The organism is Streptomyces sp. NPDC096324 (assembly GCF_044763015.1).
In the GTDB taxonomy this organism is placed as follows: domain Bacteria; phylum Actinomycetota; class Actinomycetes; order Streptomycetales; family Streptomycetaceae; genus Streptomyces.
The window spans coordinates 19,299-39,486 of sequence record NZ_JBIWFK010000007.1 but is presented as its reverse complement, the minus strand read 5'-3'; the positions used below and the strand labels follow the sequence as shown (position 1 = coordinate 39,486).

The window sequence follows — 20,188 nt, the reverse complement described above, 5'->3', positions numbered from 1 at the left end:
CCCGAGACCGGGTGGGGGCTCACTCGCATACCGCGCCGTGCCGGGACCGGCCCGGTCCGGTCCGGCGGAAGGCCGCCGGCCGCCGAACCCGTCGGCGCTTCCGGCTACTTCAGGATCGTGATCCGGTCCGCCGTCGGAACCGGGTACGGCGTCGCGGCCGAGGAGTTGGCCGTCAGGTAGGCGCCGAGGGCCGCCAGGTCGTCGCCACCGACACGGACGTTGCCGCCCTTGCCGAGCTCGGCGAAGCCGTCGCCGCCGCCCGCGAGGAAGGAGTTCATCGCGACACGGTAGGTGGCGGCCGGGTCGATCGCGGTGCCGTCGAGCTTGACCGAGTCGGCGACGACACGCGCCGCGCCGGTCTTGGTCAGGTCGAGGGTGTAAGTGAGGCCCTTGGAGATCTGGAGGATCTTCGGGGAGGCCTCGTTGGCGCCGCTGACCTGCTGCTGGAGCGCGGTGACCACCTGTGCGCCGGTCAGGTCGACCAGGTTGACGGTGTTGGCGAACGGCTGGACCGTGTACGCCTCCCCGTAGGTCACCACGCCGTCTCCCTCGGCGCCGCTCGCGGCGTAGGTGAGTCCGGCGCGGATACCGCCCGGGTTCATCACCGCGAGGTCGGCCTCGGGGTCGACGGACTTGGCGTACGCGAGCTGCGCGTCGGCGATCAGGTCGCCGGCCTGGGACTCGGTGCCGGTGTTGCCGATGTCGCCCGCGATGTAGCCGAGGGGACGCGAGGCGACCGGCGCGGAGAGCGCCTTCCACTTGGTGATCAGCGTCGTCATGTCCGCGGCCTTCGCGACATCACGCGTGACCACGTGGTTCGCGGACTTCACCGCCGTACGGGCGATGTCGCCGGTCCAGCGGTCGTACGTCAGCGTCGTGTCCGTGTACAGCCGGCCGAAGGAGGAGGCCGAGGTGACCATGCGGGGCTTCCCCGCCGGGTCGGGGATGGTGCACGCGTACGCCTGGTGGGTGTGGCCGGTGATCAGCGCGTCCACGGCCGGCGTGACGTTCTTCGCGATGTCGACGATCGGCCCGGAGATGCCGTCGCCGGCGCCGGGGCTGTCGCAGTCGTAGTTGTACGCCGTCGAGGCGGGCGAACCGCCCTCGTGGATCAGCGCGACGATCGACTTCACGCCCTGGCGCTGGAGCTCCTTGGCGTACTTGTTGATCGTCTCGACCTCGTCGCCGAACTTCAGGCCCTTGACGCCCTCGGCCGACACGATGTTCGGCGTGCCCTCCAGCGTGACGCCGATGAAGCCGACCTTGACGCCGTTCTTCTTCCACACCCAGTAGGGCTTGAGGATCGGCTTGCCGGTCTTCTCGTCGGTGACGTTCGCCGCGAGGTAGGGGAAGTCGGCGCCGGTGAACTTCTTGCCGCCCGAGCAGCCGTCCACCGGGTGGCAGCCGCCCTTCTGGAGCCGGGCCAGTTCCTTGGCACCCTCGTCGAACTCGTGGTTGCCGACCGAAGTGACGTCGAGGTCGAGGCCGTTGAGCGCCTCGATCGTCGGCTCGTCGTGGAAGAGTCCGGAGATCAGCGGGGAGGCACCGACCATGTCACCGGCGGCCGCCGTGATCGAGTACTTGTTGCCCTTGCGGGCGTCGCGCAGATGCGTCGCCAGGTACTCGACACCACCCGCGTCGATGGTCTTCGTCGTGCCGTCCGCCTGCAGCTCCGTGACCCGGCCCGAGGAACCGGTCGGCGGCTCCAGATTGCCGTGCAGGTCGTTGAAGGACAGGAGCTGGACGTCCTGGTAGCGGCCGCTGCCGTGGTGGTGCGACGGTGTCGCCTTGTCCTGGTGCGCACTCGCCGGGATCGCGGCGGCCAGCGCCCCTACGGTGGCGAGACCGGCGGCGGCCGCGAGAAGGCGACGAGTGCGTCTGGACCGGATCGTGGGCGGCATGGTTCCCCCTGGAGAACGGTGAAGGGCCGAAACGGTGTGCGGTACGTGAGCCGAGCAGGTGGTGCGTGCCCTGTGCGTCGTGCGTGAGCCGAGCGAATGGTGCGCACCATGAGTGCCGTGCGGACCGTGTGCGAGCTGATGAACAGCCGTGGCTTTGCACGCACTTTAGAATCAACGCGCGTAGCGCGAAAGGGGGTTAGGGGTTACGGACTGATTGCCATCACCACACCGGAAGCCGAAAACCACGTCACCGCAGCTCACCGCCACACCCCTCACCCCCGCACCGTCCGCCCTCTCCCGGACCGGCCGCCGCCCGCCACGATCCGTGTCCGCGTCGCCCAACTCCTTGTCCCCTCATCGCCGAGCCGTACCCTCGTATCCATGACCAGCGACGACGCGGCGCCCTCCGCCCTCTCCCGCTCCATCGAGACCTACTCCGCGCTCTCCCCGGACCAGGCCGAGGACGTGCTCCGGCTGCTCTCGGAGGCCGCTCGGGCCGATGGACAGCAGGCCGTGTCCGAGCAGGGGCGGCTCCAGCTCAAGGGCGGGAGCCGCGACGGGGTCCGGCATCTGCTGCTGACCGTCGGCGCCGAACTGGTCGGCTACGCACAGCTCGAGGACACCGACCCGGTCGAGGCCCCGGCCGCCGAACTGGTCGTCCACCCGGCGCACCGGGGGCACGGTCACGGCCGGGCGCTGGGCTCGGCGATGCTCAACGAGTCCGGGAAACGGCTGCGGGTGTGGGCGCACGGCGGTCACTCCGCCGCCCGGCATCTCGCACAGGTCCTGGGCCTCACCCTCTTCCGTGAACTGCGCCAGATGCGCCGCTCGTTGGACAACCTCGACCTGCCCGAGCCGAAGCTGCCGGAGGGTGTCACCGTCCGGAACTTCGTACCGGGCGAGGACGACGCCGCCTGGCTCGCCGTGAACGCCGCCGCCTTCGCCCACCACCCCGAGCAGGGCTCCCTCACCCAGCGCGACCTGGACGACCGGACCGCCGAACCGTGGTTCGACCCCGCCGGCTTCTTCCTCGCCTTCCGTGGCGACGAACTCGTCGGCTTCCACTGGACCAAGGTCCACGCCGAGGAGGGGCTGGGCGAGGTGTACGTCCTCGGTGTGCGGCCCGGCGCCCAGGGCGGCGGACTCGGCAAGGCACTGACCACGATCGGACTGCGCCACCTCGCCGCCCAGGCCCTGCCCACCGCGATGCTCTATGTCGACGCCGACAACAAGGCGGCGGTCAGCGTCTACGAGCGTCTCGGCTTCGTCACCCACGAGACGGACCTCATGTACCGCACGGAGTCCTGAGCCCGCGGCACCCGAGCGTCGTTCCCGCGGCCTAAGTCAGCGGCGGGCGAGGACGGTTGTCCGGCGTCGCCGCAGGGGTTCGCCCAGGGAGCGGGCCCCGGCCAGCACGGCCACGACCAGGACGGCCGCCCATCGTCGGTGCGCGTCGTCCCAGTGCGGGTCGGACGGGCCGACGAAGAGCTCCCAGCGCGCGGGAAGCAGTATCGAGGCGGCGAAGAAGGCGCCCACCAGTCCGGCCGATATCGCGATCCCCGGTTCGGTGGCCCCCGAGTGCCGCACGGCGACGAGCGCGGAGGTCAGCGCGAGGGTCATGACAGCGGCCGCTTCCAGGGTGATCGCGCCCATCGGGGGCCGTCCCTCGGCGGGGATGAGGAACAGCGCGGCCGTCCAGCACACCGCCATGAACGGCACGACGAGCACCAGCCGCAGCCCCGTCCGTATCGGGCGTGGGGTCGGCACCGTGGCCGTGGTGTGCCGGGCCGGGTCGTCGAGCAGGAACGCCAGCCCCAGGCCGAAGGCGAGGGCGGTGGCCCGCAGCAGCATGAGACACAGCCACGGGTCCGGTTCCTCGGAGACCGTCCGGGAGGAGCCGGCCAGCATCAGCCCGAGGACGGCGCCTGTCATCACGGCCCACCGGGGCATGCCGCGCCACACCGGGCGGACCAGGGCGCGGGCCACGACGTGCGCGGGTGGGGGCCCGGCTGCTTTCGTGAGGCGGTCGGCGGAAGCCCCTGTCATCGTCTTCACTACTCCTCGCACGAGCCGCTCCCCGAGTCCGCCGCGGTCCCCTTGCCTCCGGCCGGTACGCCGAGCAGCTCGGCCACCCGTGCCGTGGACGTCTTCGCGGACGTCAGTTCCGTCCAGTGCGCCTTGACCCTCGCGGCGACGCTGTAGTGCGGCTTCTGAAGCAGTTCGCGCACCACGGTGGTCTGCTGGGCGGACATGGAGACGGGGCTCGTGGGGGCCAGCGCGATGGCGGAGCCCTCGATGCTGTCGTCGAGGCGGACATCGCGCAGCGACCGCATCGGGTCCGGCTGTGTGCTCAGCGCCAGCCACATGATGGTCACCACGCGGGCGTCGCACATCTCGCCGGCGGTCTTCTCGTTGCCGACGACCAGGACCGAGGCGACGCCGACCGCGAACTCGGGAAGGCGGTTGCCGCCCCAGCTCGTGCCGACGGTGACATGTCCGGGCGTGGTGAAGGGGGAAATCGCGGCATCGCCCTGAAGGCCGTAGCGGGCGTCGATCCTCTGGCTCACGGTCAGCCGCTCGCCTCCCGCGGAACCGCCCGCGCGGGACTGGATGCGGTCGACCGCCTCGGCCCAGTCGTCGGTGCGGCCGGTCCATTCCGCGAAGGCGCAGTACGTGGACCGTCCGTGCCGTACACAGGTCTGTTCCTTCTGCGGGCTCACGGACGCCTTGGTGCGGGCCGCGATCAGCGAGGCCGGGTCGCCCGGGGACTGTCCGGCCACGCCGACGGCCGTCGCGGCGAGGGCGAGCACGGTCACCGACGTGACCAGCCTCGTCCGGCCGCCGCTCACCAGCACGGCGACGCAGAGCAGCAGGACCACGAGGCCCGTCAGATAGAGCGCGTGCCAGGCGGCCGGGCGGCCGAGCAGTTCGGAGGGGAACGGATCCGCGCCCTCTTCCGTGACGACCGGTCCGAGCCAGCTCACCCAGTGCTTTCCCTGGGTGGCGGCGGAGACCAGGGTGGTGAGGACGAACGCTCCGATCACGAAGGGCGGGGCGACGAACCCGACCGGTATCACCCGGGCGAGCAGGACGCCGAGGACCCCGGCCAGCAGGACCATCAGCGGGCCCACGACCAGTTCGGCGGGTGAACCGTGACCGACGGCGCCCGGCTTCAGCGCCGCCCAGGTGTACTGGAAGCCGACGACGAACGCCGTGATCGCGCCGACGGGCAGGACCGACAGCGCGTGCGCCACCGTCCGCCGCCAGGCTTCCACGGGCAGGATGTCGAAGTGCTGGTCGGTGGACTGCCGGCGGGACCGCAGCACGGCGCGGTTGACGCAGATGAACACGGCGACGGCCAGCAGCATGGGTGTCGGCTGGGTGGCCCTGTCGGTGTCCTGGAGGACCGGGAAGTCGTCCATGCCGTCGCCCCCGACGAACAACCTCCAGCCGGCATAGCCGACATACAGCGCGAGGAAGAGCAGGACCGGGATCTGCAGCAGCAGTTCGCGCGCTTCGAAGCGGGCGAGGGCCAGGACCGCGGCCGACCTGGATTCCCGGCCCCGGGCGGACGGCTCCACCCCCGTGGGAGCCGTCCGCGTGACCGTGTCCGTGGTGGCGCTCATGCCGCCACCTCCGCGGTCCGGGCGTCGAGCGTGAGCAAGTAGCCGTCCTCCAGCGTCGGTTCGAGGAGGTCGGCGCCCTCGGGCGGATCGCCGACGTTACGGAAGGCGCCCGTGCCCGTACGCCATCCGGCCAGGGCCGAAGGATCGCGTTCCGTACTGCTCCACACGCGGCCGGCGGCCCGTTCGGTCAGCTCCGCGGGGGTGCCCTCGAAGCGGATGCGTCCGGCGTCCATGACGATCACGCGGTGGCAGAGCATCGCGACGTCCTCGGTCTGGTGGGTGGAGAGCAGGACGGTGCGTCCTTCTCCCGCCTGTGCGATCAGTTCCCTGAAGCGCATGCGCTGTTCGGGGTCGAGCCCGACGGTCGGTTCGTCCAGGACGAGGAAGCCGGGGTCGCCGACCAGGGCGGCGGCGAGCGCGACCCGTTGGCGCATACCGCCGGAGAGCCGCTTGATGCGCTTGCCGCGCACGTCGGACAGGCCGACGGAGTCCAGGACGCGGCGGACCTCGCGATGCCGGGCCCCGCGGTCGGTCAGCTCCTTGAGGATGGCCACGTAGTCGACGAACTCGAAGGCCGAGAAGTCCTGGTGGAATCCGGGGGTCTGCGGGAGGTAGCCCAGCGCGCGCCGCACGTCCAGGCGTCCGGCGGTGCCGGCCGGGTCGTGGCCGAGGACGGTGAAGGAGCCCCGGTCGGCGGGCACGGCGGTGGCGAGCACCCGCAACAGGGTGGTCTTTCCGGCGCCGTTGGGGCCGAGGAGTCCGGTGACTCCTTCTCGGAGGCGCAGGGAGACGTCGTCGAGCGCGAGCGTCCCGCCGAAGCGGAGGCTCAGCCCGGAGGCGGAGACGGTGGGAATCATGCTGCGTTCCTGTCGGTGAAGTCGGTGAACGGGAGGCGCGACGCGTCGAACCGGTCCCGGGCGAGATAGAGGAGTACGGCGGCCAGTACCGCGACGGCCCCGGAGACGCCCTGCCCGGCCGCGGTGAACGGGGCGAGCGTGGTGTCGGGTTCCGTGGTCGCCCGGGCCGCGAGCAGCAGGGCGACCCAGCCGCCGCCGACCAGGCAGGGGGCGAGGACGGGACCGAGCCGGGAGGTGAGCGCGAGTCCGGTCGCGGTGAGGGCGAGGGCGGGCAGCAGCCAGGCCAGGGCGTGCAGTCCGTAGGAGGGGAGGGCGAGGGTGGCGAGGCCGCTGAACCCCAGGCACACGGTCAGGACCGCGACCGTGCGGATCATCAGGAGCCGGAAGCCGTGCAGCGGTGAGACCACCGCCATCTCGTACGTCGGGTCGATCCCGGGGCCGTAGGACACCGCGACCCCGGCGAGCGGGAGCAGTGGCGCGAGGGCCAGGAAGAGGATGGGCGTGGCCCCGGCCCGCACCGCGTCGGCCGCGACCACGGTCATGACCAGCAGGGCGCCGATCGCGCCCAGCCAGGAGCGGCGCAGGGCGGGGGAGGCGGCCAGCAGCCGTGCGGTGTGGTCGGCGACGCCGAGCCGGACGAGCAGCCACTCCACCGGACCCGGCCGCGGGGCGTCGAGTTCGGCGTCGAGCCGCTCCCATCCGGCGTCCAGGGCGACCGGGTCGCTGATGGCGGCCAGCGTCCCCCGGCACCTCTCGCACGCGGCGAGGTGGGTGTCGGCGGACCACAGACGGGGCGCCGCCAACTCGCCGCGCGCATAGGCCCGGATGTCGTCCTCCGGCACGTGCCAGGCCGTACGGCTGTCACCGGTCATCTCATCGCCATCGCTTCCGTGACGGTCGTCGCTCATGCCAACGCCTCCCGCAACTGCTTGCGCGCACGCAGTGCCCGCGTCTTGACCGTGCCCGGCGGGATACCGAGCAGGACGGCCGCTTCCCTGGTGCTGAGTCCGTCGATCACGGTGGCCTGGAGCACCGCCCGGAGTTCGGGCGAGAGCCTGGTCAGCGCGCCCGCCAGGTCGCCGTGTTCGACGCCCGCCAGCACGCGCTCCTCCGCGGAGACCTCGTCGCGGTGCCGGAGGCGGGCCAGCGCGTTGCGGAGCCGGCCGCGCGCGCCGTCACCGCGCATCGAGTCGACGAGGCGCCGGGAGCCGATGCGCCACAGCCAGCCGGCCGGGTCGCCCTCCTCGCGGTAGCGGGCGGTGCCGCGCCACACGGCGAGGAAGGTCTCCTGAACGACGTCGTCGACGATCCCGGCGTCGGCGCACCGGCCGCGCAACCGCGCGGTCAGCCATGGCGCGTACCGCCGGTACAGCTCTTCGAAGGCGCGACGGTCCCCGTCCGCCGCGATGGCCCGCAGCAGCTCTCCGTCGCTTCTCGTTTCCCTCACATCCCCTCATCGGACGAGCCCCGCCGATCGGTTCACGCATCGGCCGGAAATTTCCGAAAGCCTTCGCGTGCCTGGTGAACACCCTGATTCACGGCCGGAGCGACACGCCCCGCCGGCCCGGAACTTGACGACGGCCCCCATCTTGCACCACCCTTTCACTACTCAATTAGTGAAAGGGTGGTTGTCCGAGTGGTCGTGTACCGCATCGACCGGCGCAGCGGCGTCGCCACCTACCTCCAGATCGTCCAGCAGACGAAGCAGGCGCTCCGGCTCGGCCTCCTCGAACCGGGCGACAAGCTCCCCACGGCCCGCGAGGTCGTGGAAGCCACCGCGATCAATCCGAACACCGTCCTGAAGGCCTACCGCGAACTGGAGCGCGAGGGGCTGGTCGAGGCCAGGCGCGGTCTCGGCACCTTCGTCCGCAGGACGCTCGGCGCCGCCCCCGCGGACTCGCCCCTGCGCGAGGACCTGGAGGCCTGGGCCCGCAGCGCCCACGCCGCCGGACTCGACCGCGAGGACGTGGCGGCACTGTTCGGCTCCGTACTGGACACACACTTCCCGAAGGGGGACCAGTGAGTTCCACCAGCACCACCCGATCCACCGTCGCCGTCGAGGCGCGCGGTCTCACCGTGCGCCACGGCAGGCGCGCCGCCGCGGCCCTGGACGACTGCTCCTTCCGCCTCCCGGCCGGGCGCGTCAGCGCCCTCGTCGGCCCCAACGGCGCGGGCAAGTCGACCCTGCTGGCGACCCTGGCCGGGCTGCTGCGCCCCGCCGCCGGCACCGTCTCCGTGCTCGGCACCGGTCCGGCCGAGGCGCGCGAGCGCATCGCCTACCTCGCCCAGGACAAGCCCCTGCACCCCCAGCTCACGATCGCCGAGACGCTGCGCCTGGGCGCCGAACTCAACCCGGCCCGCTGGGACGCCGCGCACGCCGCCTCGATCGTGGAGCAGGGATCGCTCGACCCGGGCACCAAGGTCCGGACGCTGTCCGGCGGCCAGCGGACCCGCGTGGCACTGGCCCTCGCGCTGGGCAAGCGGCCCGAACTGATGCTGCTGGACGAACCGATGGCCGACCTGGACCCACTGGCCCGCCACGAACTGCTGGGCACCCTCATGGCGGACGCCGCCGAACACGGCACCACCGTCCTGATGTCCTCGCACATCGTCACCGAACTGGCCGACGCCTGCGACCACCTGCTGCTCCTGGGCGGCGGACGCGTCCGGCTCGGCGGCGGCCTGGACGACCTGCTCCTCGCGCACACCCTGGTGACCGGCCGCGGCACCCCCGCCGACCTCGCCCCGCACCTCGTCGTCGAGTCCCGCGCCGCCGGCCGCGGTCTCACGGCCCTGATACGCAACGACGGACCGGTGGACGACCGCTGGGACGCCGAACGCCCCTCCCTGGAGGAACTCGTCCTCGCCCATCTGCGCTCCCCCGAAGCCCCCGCGCTGCTCACCCCCGGCACGACTCCGGCCCCCGCGGCGGTGACCCGATGAGCGCCATCACCCCGACGGCCCCCGTACGCCGCACCCTGCCCGCGCCGGGCGGCCTGGTCTGGACGGTCCTGCGGCTGCACCGCACCGCGCTGTGGATCTGGACCGGCTTCGTCGTACTCACCGCCGGACTGCTGCTGTGGCTGTACGGCCCCGGCGCCGCCCACACCCAGCACCTGCTCGACACGTTCGGCTACGCGGGAGTGCAGGAGGACGCCTGGGCCGACGGCACCAACGGCTCGGTCCTCTCGGGCGTCTACAACGACCTCTTCCAGGACCCGGCCTCCCTGCTGAACATCGCCTCCTTCGCCGTCGCCGTCTTCGCGGCCGGCACGCTGACCGCCCGCGAACTGGAGAACGGCACCGCCCGGCTCGCCTGGACCCAGTCCGTCACCCCGAACCGCTGGCTCGCCGCCAAACTGGCCGTTCCCGCGCTGCTCATCACCGTCGGAACCGGCCTGCTGGTCGTCCTGTACCGGATGCTGTGGGACGCCCACGCCAACCTCCTGCTGGCCGGCATCGGACCGCGCGCCCTGTACTTCTCCATCGGCCCGGCCACCGTCGCCGCCCCGCTCCTCGGCCTGGCCGTCGGCGCCTTCGCCGGTCTCGCGCTGCGCCGCACCCTGCCCGCCATCGCGGTCGCCGGTCTCGCCCAGTACGCGGTCATCATGTTCCGGGCCAACTCCTGGCCCTTCCAGGGCAGTTATCAGCAGCCCGAACTGTCCGTCCGGAGCCGGGCGATCACCTCCACGGGCGCGGAGATCCCCGACCCGGGCTGCTACGACAGCCAGGCCTGCCTCGCCCGGCACGACGTCGTCGGCTTCACCCGCCAGTACCTCCCCTCCCCCGACTACTGGCCCCGCCAGCTCCTGGAGACCGGCGTCATGCTCGCCGCCACCGCGATCCTGGTCGCCGCCGCCTTCGCCGTCCTGCGGAAGAGGTCGACCTCATGAGCACCCTGACCGGCAAACCCCCCTCAGGCCAGGCCCCGTACCGCCCGTCCCGCCCGGCCCCGTACCGCCCGTCCGGTCTGACCTGGACCGTGCTGCGCCTGCACCGCACGGCCCTGTTCATCTGGGGCGCCGCCCTGCTCACCGTCGTCGCGGCCCTGATCTGGCTGCTCGCCGCCGGCCCCGAGGCCCGCGCGGCCGTCGGCGGCTGCGACGCGTCGGACCCGTTCCCGATCGACTGCGGAACCGTCCGGCAGACCGCGACGGCCAGGACGTACGACTACGTCCTCGCCCTGACCTCCGCCTGCGTCACGTTCCAGATCTACGCGGTCGCGGTCTGGGCGGGCGCCGCGCTGACCGGCCGCGAGCTGGAGAGCGGCACGGCGCGGCTGGCGTGGACCCAGTCCGTCACCCCGGCGCGCTGGCTCGCCACCAAACTCGCCGTCCCCGCGGTCCTGCTGACGGCGGGCACCACCCTGGCGGTCCTGCTCCTCAACTGGACCCGCCGCGCCGGGAGGGGGGACCTGTCCGGCGGCTGGTTCACCATGAACGTCTTCATCTCCTCCGGGCCGGTGGCCGTCGCGTACGCCCTCGCGGGCCTCGCCCTCGGCGCGCTCGCCGGCCTGGCCCTGCGCAAGGCGCTGCCCGCCGCCGCTGCCGCCCTCGCCGCGGCCTACGTCCTGCACGAGGTGCTGGACGGGTTCCGGATGAGCCTGTGGCCCGCCGAGACGGCCACCGGACTGGCCGCACTCAACCTCCCGCACGGCACGCTGGTCCTCGAACACGGTGCCGTCACCGGCACCGGCGAACGACTGACCACCAGCATGGCCTGCGTCGGAACCGACAGCGCCGCCGCCCTGGAGAAGTGTGCGAAGGGGACGGGGCTGACCGATTTCTGGACGACCTATCACCCGGAGTCCCATTTCTGGCCCCTCCAGCTCGTGGAGAGCGGCCTGCTCCTGGCCGTCGCGGGGCTCGCGGCCGCCGCGGCCTTCGCCCTGCTGCGGAGGCGGCATTCGTAACCGGGGGTAGCACCGGCCGACGCGCACGCTGCGCGGAGGGGTGTGTACACGGCTCCCGGACACGCAGACGTCCGGGAGCCTCCCCCAGATATCCCGCACGTCATGTCGCCGTAACCATCGATTCAGGTGACCTTGCGACGCTCGAGCAATGCAGCCCGCCGTGCCCGAGCCTTCTCCCACGCCGGAGAACGAGCCCTCACCGTCGACACGGAGCCAGCGTACGCCGGCGAAGCGGAACGGGAATCTCCGCATCACCGCGCTGACACCCGCCCTCTCCGACGCGCCGGTCTCGCCTCCGGCACGGAAGAATGGGTCCATGAACCAGCGAAGCGCCCAGGCACCCGTGCAGCACCCGCAGCCCTCCGTCGGCTCCATCGCCGCCCACCGTCCGCACACCGTCGCGGCGAACGTGTCCGACCTGGAGCCCGACCTCGACGCCGACCTCGACGCGTACGAGGACCTGGAGCAGGACGGGATCATGCTGCCGCAAGGCCGCTTCCTGGACCGCGAGCGAAGCTGGCTCGCGTTCAACGAGCGCGTCCTGGAACTCGCGGAGGACCCGAACACACCCCTGCTGGAGCGCGCCAACTTCCTGGCGATCTTCGCCAGCAACCTGGACGAGTTCTTCATGGTCCGGGTGGCCGGCCTCAAGCGCCGCATCGCCACCGGTGTCGCCACCAAGTCCGCCTCGGGCCTCCAGCCCCGCGAGGTCCTGGAGATGATCTGGGCCCGCTCCCGCGAACTCATGGCCCGCCACGCCGCCTGCTACCAGGAGGACGTCGCCCCCGCGCTCGCGGAGGAGGGTGTCCACCTCGTCCGCTGGAGCGAGCTGACCGAGAAGGAGCAGGCCCGCCTGTTCACTCTCTTCCGGCACCAGATCTTCCCGGTCCTGACCCCGCTGGCGGTCGACCCCGCGCACCCCTTCCCGTACATCTCCGGCCTGTCCCTGAACCTCGCCGTCGTCGTACGGAACCCGGTCAGCGGCCACCGCCACTTCGCGCGCGTCAAGGTCCCGCCGCTGCTCTCCCGCTTCCTGGAGGCCTCCCCGAACCGCTACGTCCCCATCGAGGACGTGATCGCGGCCCACCTCGAGGAGCTCTTCCCGGGCATGGAGGTGCTCGAACACCACACCTTCCGGCTCACCCGCAACGAGGACCTGGAGGTCGAGGAGGACGACGCCGAGAACCTGCTCCAGGCCCTGGAGAAGGAGCTCATGCGGCGCCGCTTCGGCCCGCCGGTGCGCCTGGAGGTCGAGGAGTCCATCGACCGCTACGTCCTCGACCTCCTCGTACGCGAACTGAAGATCTCCGAGGCCGAGGTGTACCCGCTGCCGGGTCCCCTGGACCTCACGGGCCTCTTCGGCATCGGTTCCCTGGACCGGCCCGAGCTGAAGTACCCCAAGTTCATCGCGGGCACCCACCGCGATCTCGCCGAGGTCGAGTCGGCGTCGCCGCCCGACATCTTCGCCGCGCTGCGCGAGCGCGACGTCCTGCTGCACCACCCGTACGACTCCTTCTCCACCTCGGTGCAGGCCTTCCTGGAACAGGCCGCAGCCGACCCGGACGTGCTCGCCATCAAGCAGACGCTCTACCGCACCTCCGGCGACTCGCCGATCGTGGACGCGCTGATAGACGCGGCCGAATCCGGCAAGCAGGTCCTCGTCCTGGTCGAGATCAAGGCGCGCTTCGACGAGCAGGCGAACATCAAGTGGGCCCGCAAGCTCGAAGAGGCCGGCTGCCACGTCGTGTACGGCCTCGTCGGCCTGAAGACCCACTGCAAGCTGTCGCTCGTGGTCCGGCAGGAGGGCGAGACCCTGCGCCGCTACTCCCATGTCGGCACCGGCAACTACCACCCGAAGACCGCCCGGCTGTACGAGGACCTCGGACTGCTCACCGCCGATCCCCAGGTCGGCGCGGACCTCTCCGACCTCTTCAACCGGCTCTCGGGCTACTCGCGCCGCGAGACCTACCGCCGTCTGCTCGTCGCGCCCAAGTCGCTGCGCGACGGCCTGGTCGCACGGATCAACAAGGAAGTACAGCACCACAAGGCCGGGCGCCCCGCCTTCGTCCGCATCAAGGTCAACTCGATGGTGGACGAGGCACTCATCGACGCTCTGTACCGTGCCTCCCAGGCCGGCGTGCCGGTCGACGTCTGGGTGCGCGGAATATGCGCCGTCCGCCCCGGCGTCACGGACCTGTCCGAGAACATACGGGTCCGCTCCGTCCTCGGCCGCTTCCTGGAGCACTCCCGGGTCTTCACCTTCGGCAACGGAGGCGAACCCGAGGTGTGGATCGGCAGCGCCGACATGATGCACCGCAACCTCGACCGGCGGATCGAGGCCCTGGTCAGGGTCACCGACCCGGCTCACCGCGCGGCCCTCAACCGGCTGCTGGAGACCGGCATGTCCGACACCACGGCCTCCTGGCACCTCGGCCCCGACGGCGAGTGGATCCGCCACGCGACCGACGCGGAGGGACAGCCCCTGCGGAACGTCCAGGAGATGCTCATAGACGCCCGGAGGCGCCGGCGTGGCACAGCAGCACCTTGATCCCCCCACCAGCTCCGTGGCCGAGACGGCCCCCCTCGACGGGGGAGACACCCCGATCGGTGACGCCCTGGCGGGCTATCTGCGGGCCCAGGCCACGGAATTCCTGCGCTCGCTGCGCCAGCACCGGGAAACCGGTGGCGCCGCGAGCGCCGGAGGAGAGTCCGGCGACGCGGCGCGCTCCCTGCGCCACTCCGCCCGCCGCATCAGCGGCAGCCTGCACACCTTCCGGCCGCTCCTCGACGCGGACTGGTCGGAGGGGATGCGCCCCGAGTTGGCCTGGCTCTCGGGCACCCTGGCGCGCGAACACGCCTATGCCGCACGCCTGGAACGGCTGATCGGCGCGCTGAACCGGCTGTCCGGCACGGCCGGCGTGCCCGGCCAGGCCGGCCGGGGCCCGGCCGCGGCCTCCAAGGCCGGCAATCTCACCGTCGGCGCCGCGAAGGCGGGCGCGCTCCTCGACCGCCAGCTCACGCTCGCCCGCACCCGCGCCCACTCGGCGGCCCTCCAGGCACTGGGTTCCTCCCGCTTCCACGCCGTCGCCGACAGCGTCGCCGTGCTGGCCAGCGAGGTTCCGCTGGCCCCGGCCGCGAACACCGCCGATCTGCGTCCGCTGGCCGCCGCGGCCCAGGAACGGCTGGCCGACGCCGTCAGCGCGCTGCCGCTGGTCGTCGCGGGCCGTCCCTACAACGCGGAAGCCCTCGTGCACGGCCTCTCCGCCGACACCGCCCCCCAGCCGCAGGACGCGCCCTGGCACCAGGTCCGGCTGCTGCTGCGCCTGCACCGCTACGCCGGCGAGGTGCTGCACCGGGGCGAGTGCCCCGTCGACGTACGCCTGCTCGGCGCGGGGACGGCGCTGAACCGGCACCGGGACGCCGCGGAGGCGGCCTCCGCCGCCGCCTCCGCGGCACGCACCCCGCGCATCGCGCCGGCGACGGCGTACGCGCTCGGTGTGCTGCACGCCGACCAGCGCCACGAGGTGGAGGCGGCACGGTTCGCCTTCCAGCAGGCCTGGCAGAAGGAAGCCGTACGCACCCTCTGAGGGAGGCCCCATGGCCGACGACACGATTCACGCGGCGGGCTGCGTCCTGTGGCGCCGCTCCCCGGTCGACTCGGCGCTGCAGATCTGTCTCGTCCACCGGCCCAAGTACGACGACTGGTCCCACCCCAAGGGCAAGCTGAAACGCGGCGAGGCCTTCCTGACCGGCGCGCTGCGCGAGGTCGAGGAGGAGACGGGTTACGACGCCGTCCCCAGTGCCGTGCTTCCCACCCTCCACTATGCCGTCGGCGGGCGCCCCAAGGAGGTCCGCTACTGGGCCGCCGAGGCGGCCGACGGCCGCTTCGCCCCGAACGACGAGGTCGACCGCGTGCTCTGGCTCTCGCCCACCGCCGCACGCCACCGCCTCACCCAGCCACGCGACCGCGATCTGGTCGACGCGCTGCTGGACGCGCTGCGTCTGGCCTGACGTGTTCCCCTGGAGAGGACAGGCGCCGCCCCGGCTTTCGGCGCGGCGCACGGCCATGGGCGAAATCGAGCCTGGGGAGCCGACGACGGCCACTCACCGTAGTGAGCGCGCCCTTCGCTGTTGCTCATGAGGAAATCGGGGCGAATGAGCTATGACGGGAACATGGGCGTCACGGGCCGCGACCGCACCCTTTCGGTTACCTGGAGTTTCCCTTCCGGCCCCCTCAGCCGGGACACAGCCGTGTCCTCGACGTGAGCGTTCCGTGACCTCACCGCACCGCCGTCAGGGGTTCACCCCCCGTTCACTTACGGCCTTCGGCGCCTTCACCTGATCTGCTTAATTTCGGCCTTACGCGGTGCGAAGGACGCCTCAGGGCGAACCCTTCCCATCGCTACAGACCGCAGTACGACAGACATCGCACGCCGCCACCTGACGGCGGCTCCTGGAAGGAACTCCCGAAGTGAAGCTTCAGCGCATGAACCGGCGTGCCCTCACCCTCGGTGCTCTCGCCGTCTCCGGCGCCCTGGCCCTCACGGCGTGCGGTTCTGACGACACCGGCAACGCCAGCGGTGGCGGCAGCTCGGCCTCGGCCAGCAACAACAGCGCCATCAAGTGTGACGACGCCAAGGGCCAGCTGCAGGCCTCCGGCTCCTCCGCGCAGAAGAACGCGATCGACGCCTGGGTCAAGGCCTTCACGGCCGCCTGCAAGGACGTCCAGATCAACTACAACCCGACCGGTTCGGGCGCCGGCGTCACCGCGTTCACCCAGGGCCAGACCGCGTTCGCCGGTTCGGACTCGCCGCTCAAGCCCGAAGAGGCCACGGCCGCGAAGAAGGTCTGCGGCGGCAACGCCGCGGTCGACCTGCCCATGGTCGGCGGCCCCATCGCGATCGGCTACAACGTCCCCGGTGTCGACAACCTGGTCCTGGACTCCGCCACGCTCGCCAAGATCTTCGACGGCAAGATCACGAAGTGGGACGACGCGGCCATCCGGAAGCTGAACCCCGACGCGAAGCTTCCCTCCACCAAGATCCAGGCGTTCCACCGCTCGGACGAGTCCGGCACCACGGACAACTTCACCAAGTACCTCATCGCCACCGCCCCGGCGGACTGGAAGTACTCCGGCGGCAAGGCCTGGCAGGCGAAGGGCGGCCAGTCCGCTCAGGGTTCCGCCGGTCTCGCCCAGCAGGTGAACCAGACCCCCGGCGCGATCTCGTACTTCGAGCTCTCCTACGCCACCGGCAGCATCAAGGCCGCCGCCCTCAAGACGGACGCCGCCACCCCTGCCGCCGCCACGGTCGAGAACGCCACCAAGGCCATCTCCTCCGCCAAGGTCGTCGGCACCGGCAACGACCTGGCGCTCCAGCTGAACTACAAGCCGACCGCCGATGGCGCCTACCCGCTCACGCTGGTCACCTACGAGATCCTCTGCGAGAAGGGCAACAAGGCCGACACCCTGGCCGCGACGAAGGCCTTCCTCACCTACACCGCGAGCGAGGACGGCCAGAAGCAGCTGACCGCCGCCCAGTACGCGCCGATCCCCGCCGAGATCATCACCAAGGTTCGTTCCACCATCTCGAACCTGAGCTGACCCGAGTGTGCGGCCCGCCTCGCCGAGGCGGGCCGCACCGTCCGGTGCACCGCCGCCTGGAGCCGGTACTCGAACCGGCTCCGCAGACCGGAGACTCATGATGGACATATCGACTCAGACTGAAGCGCCTCCCCCCACCCCACGATCTTCGGGTGCCGCGCGCAAGCGCGACGCCCGCGGTGCCACCCGCCCCGGAGACCGCGTCTTCCTCGCGCTCTCCCGCGGTTCCGGCATCCTCCTCCTGGTGATCATGGCCGCCATCGCGGTCTTCCTCACCTACCGCGCCTCGCTCGCGCTCAGCAAGAACCACGGCAACTTCCTCACCACCTTCGAGTGGAACACCGGCTTCACCCCGCCGGTCTTCGGCATCGCGGTGCTGGCCTTCGGCACGGTGGTCTCCGCGATCATCGCCATGGCCCTCGCGGTCCCGGTCGCGGTCGGTATCGCCCTGTTCATCACGCACTACGCGCCGCGCAAGCTCGGCGGACCCATCGCGTACGTGATCGACCTGCTCGCCGCCGTCCCCTCCATCGTGTACGGCCTCTGGGGCGCCATCGTCCTCGTACCGCACATGAACGGGCTGTTCGGCTGGCTCGACACCTACTTCGGCTGGACCGGCATCTTCACCTGGCAGGACGGAGCGCCCCGCTCCATGCTCACCGTCGGCATCCTGCTCGCGATCATGATCCTTCCGATCATCACGAACGTGAGCCGTGAGGTCTTCCGCCAGGCTCCGCAGATGCACCAGGAAGCCGCACTCGCTCTCGGCGCCACGCGCTGGGAGGTCATCCGCATGTCGGTGCTGCCCTTCGGCCGCTCCGGCGTGATCTCCGCCTCGATGCTCGGCCTCGGCCGCGCGCTCGGCGAGACGATGGCCGTCGCCACCGTGCTGTCCCCGAGCTTCGACATCCAGGCCAGCCTGCTCGATCCCGGCGGCGGCACCTTCGCGCAGAACATCGCGGCCAAGTTCAACGAGGCCACCGTGTTCGGCCAGGACGCCCTGATCGCCTCGGGTCTCGTCCTCTTCGTGATCACCCTGCTGGTGAACGGCGCGGCGCGCTTCATCATCAACCGCCGCAAGGAGTACTCGGGGGCCAACGCATGAGCAACGCACCCGTCACCCGCAAGCACGCCAGCACGCTGCGCGGCGGAAGCCTTCCCAAGTGGTCCCCCTGGGCCATCGCGGCGGGTTCCATCGCGGTCGGGCTGGGAATCTCCTTCGCCGCCGGCCTGGACAGCAAGGTCCAGTGGGGCCTGATCGCCGCGATCCTCTTCGTCCTCGGTACATACGTGTTCGCCTCGCGCGTCGAGGGCCGCCGCCAGGCCAAGGACCGCGTCGCCACCAGCCTGGTCTGGGTCTGCTTCATCGTCGCCGTGGTGCCGCTGGTCTCCCTGATCTGGGAAACCCTCAAGCGCGGCGTCAAGGCCTTCGACCCCTACTTCCTGAGCCACTCCATGGGCGTGGTCACCGACACCGAGACCGGTGGAGGCATCTACCACGCGATCATCGGCACGCTGGAGCAGGTGGGCATCGCCTCGCTCATCGCCGTTCCGATCGGCGTGCTCACCGCGATCTACCTCGTCGAGTACGGCCGCGGCAAGCTCGCCAAGGCGGTCACCTTCTTCGTCGACGTCATGACGGGTGTCCCGTCGATCGTCGCCGGTCTGTTCGTTCTCAGCTTCTGGATCCTGATCATGGGCATGGGCTACTCCGGCTTCGCCGGCGCGATGGCCCTGTCGATCCTGATGATGCCCGTGGTGGTCCGCTCCACCGAGGAGATGCTCAAGCTCGTCCCGAACGAGCTGCGCGAGGCCTCCCTCGCCCTCGGCATCCCGAAGTGGCGCACCATCCTCAAGGTGGTCCTGCCGACGTCCATCGGCGGTATCACCACGGGCGTGATGCTCGCGGTCGCGCGCATCACCGGTGAGACCGCTCCCGTGCTGCTGTTGGTGTGGGGTACGAACTTCATCAACAACAACCCGTTCGACGGCCCGCAGGCCTCGCTGCCGCTGTACATCTACCGGCAGTACTCGGCAGGAACCCCGGCATCGACCGACAGGGCCTGGGCGGCGGCGCTCGCCCTCATCCTGTTCGTCATGATCCTCAACATGGGAGCCCGCGCCATCGCGCGCTGGAAGGCACCCAAGACGGGCCGCTGACGCGGCCGATCAGCGATCCGATCCTTTCGAAAGAAGCAGTGACTGACATGGCCAAGCGAATCGACGTAAGCGGTCTGACCGCCTACTACAGCGCCCACAAGGCGATCGAAGACATCTCCATGACGGTCGAGCCCCGCTCCGTGACGGCCTTCATCGGCCCCTCCGGCTGCGGAAAGTCGACCTTCCTGCGCACCCTGAACCGCATGCACGAGGTCACCCCCGGTGGCCGTGTCGAGGGCAAGGTGCTGCTCGACGACGAGGACCTGTACGGGAACGGCATAGACCCCGTCGCCGTGCGCCGCACCATCGGCATGGTCTTCCAGCGTCCCAACCCCTTCCCCACCATGTCGATCTTCGACAACGTGGCGGCGGGCCTGAAGCTCAACGGCTCCTACAAGAAGTCCGAGCTCAGCGACATCGTCGAGCGGTCCCTGAAGGGCGCGAACCTCTGGAACGAGGTCAAGGACCGGCTGAACAAGCCCGGGTCCGGCCTGTCCGGCGGTCAGCAGCAGCGTCTGTGCATCGCGCGGGCGATCGCGGTCGAGCCTCAGGTCCTCCTCATGGACGAGCCCTGCTCGGCCCTGGACCCGATCTCCACCCTCGCCATCGAGGACCTGATCGGTGAGCTGAAGGAGCGCTTCACGATCGTCATCGTGACGCACAACATGCAGCAGGCCGCCCGCGTCTCCGACCGTACGGCGTTCTTCAACCTCTCCGCGGTGGGCCAGCCCGGCCGCCTCATCGAGATCGACGACACGGAGCGGATCTTCTCCAACCCGTCCGTCCAGGCCACGGAGGACTACATCTCCGGTCGCTTCGGCTGACCGGACCGCCTCCCGAAAACCCCTCGCGGTGCTGCATGGCGGTGCCACCGCGAGGACGAGAAGGGCCCGCCCCTGGCTCCCGGGGGCGGGCCCGCTCGTTTTCCCTTCGGGACAGGCGGGCGGGTTCCGTTCCTTCCCCGGCTCGCCCCCGAACCCCCGCTTCCTCCCTGCACATCCGTCTCGCAGCGGGCGGACGGGCTCGCAGCGGGCGGACGAGTGAGTGAATGAGTCGGCACAGCCCAGGTAGGGGGCGGAGCCCCCGGCACACAGGGGCGAAGCTCAGGGCGCACGGGAGGCGAAGCCCCC

18 protein-coding genes are annotated in these 20,188 nt (G+C 71.1%); 12 read left to right on the top strand and 6 right to left on the bottom strand.

All coding sequences use genetic code 11. From position 1 onward, the window contains the following. Positions 1–104 precede the first annotated feature (104 nt). Positions 105–1,901: a bifunctional metallophosphatase/5'-nucleotidase gene (locus ACIQ7M_RS20045; protein ID WP_403646016.1), complete on the bottom strand. Its 1,797-nt coding sequence runs from the start codon at positions 1,899–1,901 to the stop codon at positions 105–107. Positions 1,902–2,282: 381 nt separating this feature from the next. Between ACIQ7M_RS20045 and mshD the strand changes: the two genes are divergently transcribed. Then, positions 2,283–3,209, top strand: coding sequence for a mycothiol synthase (gene mshD / locus ACIQ7M_RS20040; RefSeq protein WP_355759881.1), 927 nt, complete (start codon positions 2,283–2,285; stop codon positions 3,207–3,209). A 36-nt stretch (positions 3,210–3,245) separates the two neighbouring features. Here the strand turns inward: mshD and ACIQ7M_RS20035 are convergent, their stop codons facing one another. The 5 genes from ACIQ7M_RS20035 to ACIQ7M_RS20015 are packed head-to-tail and all read right to left on the bottom strand — an operon-like array spanning position 3,246 to position 7,831. After that, complete coding sequence (locus tag ACIQ7M_RS20035) at positions 3,246–3,947, bottom strand: ABC transporter (protein WP_403646012.1); 702 nt, start codon at positions 3,945–3,947, stop codon at positions 3,246–3,248. Positions 3,948–3,955: 8 nt separating this feature from the next. Next, positions 3,956–5,527: an ABC transporter permease gene (locus ACIQ7M_RS20030; RefSeq protein WP_403646009.1), complete on the bottom strand. Its 1,572-nt coding sequence runs from the start codon at positions 5,525–5,527 to the stop codon at positions 3,956–3,958. Continuing rightward, positions 5,524–6,384 (bottom strand): ABC transporter ATP-binding protein, encoded by an 861-nt coding sequence (locus ACIQ7M_RS20025; protein WP_386984663.1) that lies wholly within the window; start codon positions 6,382–6,384, stop codon positions 5,524–5,526. The genes ACIQ7M_RS20030 and ACIQ7M_RS20025 overlap by 4 nt, the downstream gene beginning before the upstream one ends. Then, positions 6,381–7,292: a zf-HC2 domain-containing protein gene (locus tag ACIQ7M_RS20020; protein WP_386984664.1), complete on the bottom strand. Its 912-nt coding sequence runs from the start codon at positions 7,290–7,292 to the stop codon at positions 6,381–6,383. Before ACIQ7M_RS20020 ends, ACIQ7M_RS20025 begins: the two co-directional genes overlap by 4 nt. Continuing rightward, a complete protein-coding gene (locus tag ACIQ7M_RS20015; protein WP_355759889.1) occupies positions 7,289–7,831 on the bottom strand; it encodes an RNA polymerase sigma factor in 543 nt (180 codons plus the stop codon). Before ACIQ7M_RS20015 ends, ACIQ7M_RS20020 begins: the two co-directional genes overlap by 4 nt. A gap of 189 nt (positions 7,832–8,020) precedes the next feature. Here ACIQ7M_RS20015 and ACIQ7M_RS20010 point away from each other — a divergent pair, with 189 nt between their 5' ends. The 11 genes from ACIQ7M_RS20010 to pstB all read left to right on the top strand — a co-directional run bounded on the left by ACIQ7M_RS20010 (position 8,021) and on the right by pstB (position 19,882). Then, complete coding sequence (locus tag ACIQ7M_RS20010) at positions 8,021–8,407, top strand: GntR family transcriptional regulator (RefSeq protein WP_355759891.1); 387 nt, start codon at positions 8,021–8,023, stop codon at positions 8,405–8,407. Then, positions 8,404–9,327 (top strand): ATP-binding cassette domain-containing protein, encoded by a 924-nt coding sequence (locus ACIQ7M_RS20005; protein WP_403646004.1) that lies wholly within the window; start codon positions 8,404–8,406, stop codon positions 9,325–9,327. The genes ACIQ7M_RS20010 and ACIQ7M_RS20005 overlap by 4 nt, the downstream gene beginning before the upstream one ends. Next, positions 9,324–10,277 (top strand): hypothetical protein, encoded by a 954-nt coding sequence (locus tag ACIQ7M_RS20000; protein WP_403646001.1) that lies wholly within the window; start codon positions 9,324–9,326, stop codon positions 10,275–10,277. Before ACIQ7M_RS20005 ends, ACIQ7M_RS20000 begins: the two co-directional genes overlap by 4 nt. Next, entirely contained in the window at positions 10,274–11,296 is a 1,023-nt protein-coding gene (locus ACIQ7M_RS19995; RefSeq protein ID WP_403645998.1) for a hypothetical protein, read from the top strand. Before ACIQ7M_RS20000 ends, ACIQ7M_RS19995 begins: the two co-directional genes overlap by 4 nt. 316 nt (positions 11,297–11,612) lie before the next feature. Next, complete coding sequence (locus ACIQ7M_RS19990; protein WP_355759899.1) at positions 11,613–13,844, top strand: RNA degradosome polyphosphate kinase; 2,232 nt, start codon at positions 11,613–11,615, stop codon at positions 13,842–13,844. Continuing rightward, positions 13,825–14,883, top strand: coding sequence for a CHAD domain-containing protein (locus ACIQ7M_RS19985; protein ID WP_403645994.1), 1,059 nt, complete (start codon positions 13,825–13,827; stop codon positions 14,881–14,883). The genes ACIQ7M_RS19990 and ACIQ7M_RS19985 overlap by 20 nt, the downstream gene beginning before the upstream one ends. 10 nt (positions 14,884–14,893) lie before the next feature. Beyond that, entirely contained in the window at positions 14,894–15,307 is a 414-nt protein-coding gene (locus ACIQ7M_RS19980) for an NUDIX hydrolase (RefSeq protein WP_403645991.1), read from the top strand. Between the two features lie 460 nt (positions 15,308–15,767). After that, positions 15,768–16,898: a phosphate ABC transporter substrate-binding protein PstS gene (pstS, locus tag ACIQ7M_RS19975; protein WP_403645988.1), complete on the top strand. Its 1,131-nt coding sequence runs from the start codon at positions 15,768–15,770 to the stop codon at positions 16,896–16,898. A gap of 100 nt (positions 16,899–16,998) precedes the next feature. Beyond that, positions 16,999–18,003 (top strand): phosphate ABC transporter permease subunit PstC, encoded by a 1,005-nt coding sequence (gene pstC, locus ACIQ7M_RS19970; RefSeq protein ID WP_355759904.1) that lies wholly within the window; start codon positions 16,999–17,001, stop codon positions 18,001–18,003. Next, entirely contained in the window at positions 18,000–19,058 is a 1,059-nt protein-coding gene (gene pstA, locus ACIQ7M_RS19965; protein ID WP_355759906.1) for a phosphate ABC transporter permease PstA, read from the top strand. Before pstC ends, pstA begins: the two co-directional genes overlap by 4 nt. A 47-nt stretch (positions 19,059–19,105) precedes the next feature. Further along, a complete protein-coding gene (gene pstB / locus ACIQ7M_RS19960; RefSeq protein ID WP_355759908.1) occupies positions 19,106–19,882 on the top strand; it encodes a phosphate ABC transporter ATP-binding protein PstB in 777 nt (258 codons plus the stop codon). Positions 19,883–20,188: the final 306 nt, after the last annotated feature.

Excerpts from the sequence above, each read along its gene's own strand:
- ACIQ7M_RS20045 (WP_403646016.1), bottom strand. The coding sequence starts at position 1,901 with ATGCCGCCCACGATCCGGTCCAGACGCACTCGTCGCCTTCTCGCGGCC.
- ACIQ7M_RS19990 (WP_355759899.1), top strand. The coding sequence starts at position 11,613 with ATGAACCAGCGAAGCGCCCAGGCACCCGTGCAGCACCCGCAGCCCTCC.
- ACIQ7M_RS20035 (WP_403646012.1), bottom strand. The coding sequence starts at position 3,947 with ATGACAGGGGCTTCCGCCGACCGCCTCACGAAAGCAGCCGGGCCCCCA.
- ACIQ7M_RS20020 (WP_386984664.1), bottom strand. The coding sequence starts at position 7,292 with ATGAGCGACGACCGTCACGGAAGCGATGGCGATGAGATGACCGGTGAC.
- pstA (WP_355759906.1), top strand. The coding sequence starts at position 18,000 with ATGAGCAACGCACCCGTCACCCGCAAGCACGCCAGCACGCTGCGCGGC.
- ACIQ7M_RS20030 (WP_403646009.1), bottom strand. The coding sequence starts at position 5,527 with ATGAGCGCCACCACGGACACGGTCACGCGGACGGCTCCCACGGGGGTG.
- ACIQ7M_RS19995 (WP_403645998.1), top strand. The coding sequence starts at position 10,274 with ATGAGCACCCTGACCGGCAAACCCCCCTCAGGCCAGGCCCCGTACCGC.
- ACIQ7M_RS19980 (WP_403645991.1), top strand. The coding sequence starts at position 14,894 with ATGGCCGACGACACGATTCACGCGGCGGGCTGCGTCCTGTGGCGCCGC.
- ACIQ7M_RS20025 (WP_386984663.1), bottom strand. The coding sequence starts at position 6,384 with ATGATTCCCACCGTCTCCGCCTCCGGGCTGAGCCTCCGCTTCGGCGGG.
- pstC (WP_355759904.1), top strand. The coding sequence starts at position 16,999 with ATGGACATATCGACTCAGACTGAAGCGCCTCCCCCCACCCCACGATCT.
- pstB (WP_355759908.1), top strand. The coding sequence starts at position 19,106 with ATGGCCAAGCGAATCGACGTAAGCGGTCTGACCGCCTACTACAGCGCC.
- mshD (WP_355759881.1), top strand. The coding sequence starts at position 2,283 with ATGACCAGCGACGACGCGGCGCCCTCCGCCCTCTCCCGCTCCATCGAG.
- ACIQ7M_RS20000 (WP_403646001.1), top strand. The coding sequence starts at position 9,324 with ATGAGCGCCATCACCCCGACGGCCCCCGTACGCCGCACCCTGCCCGCG.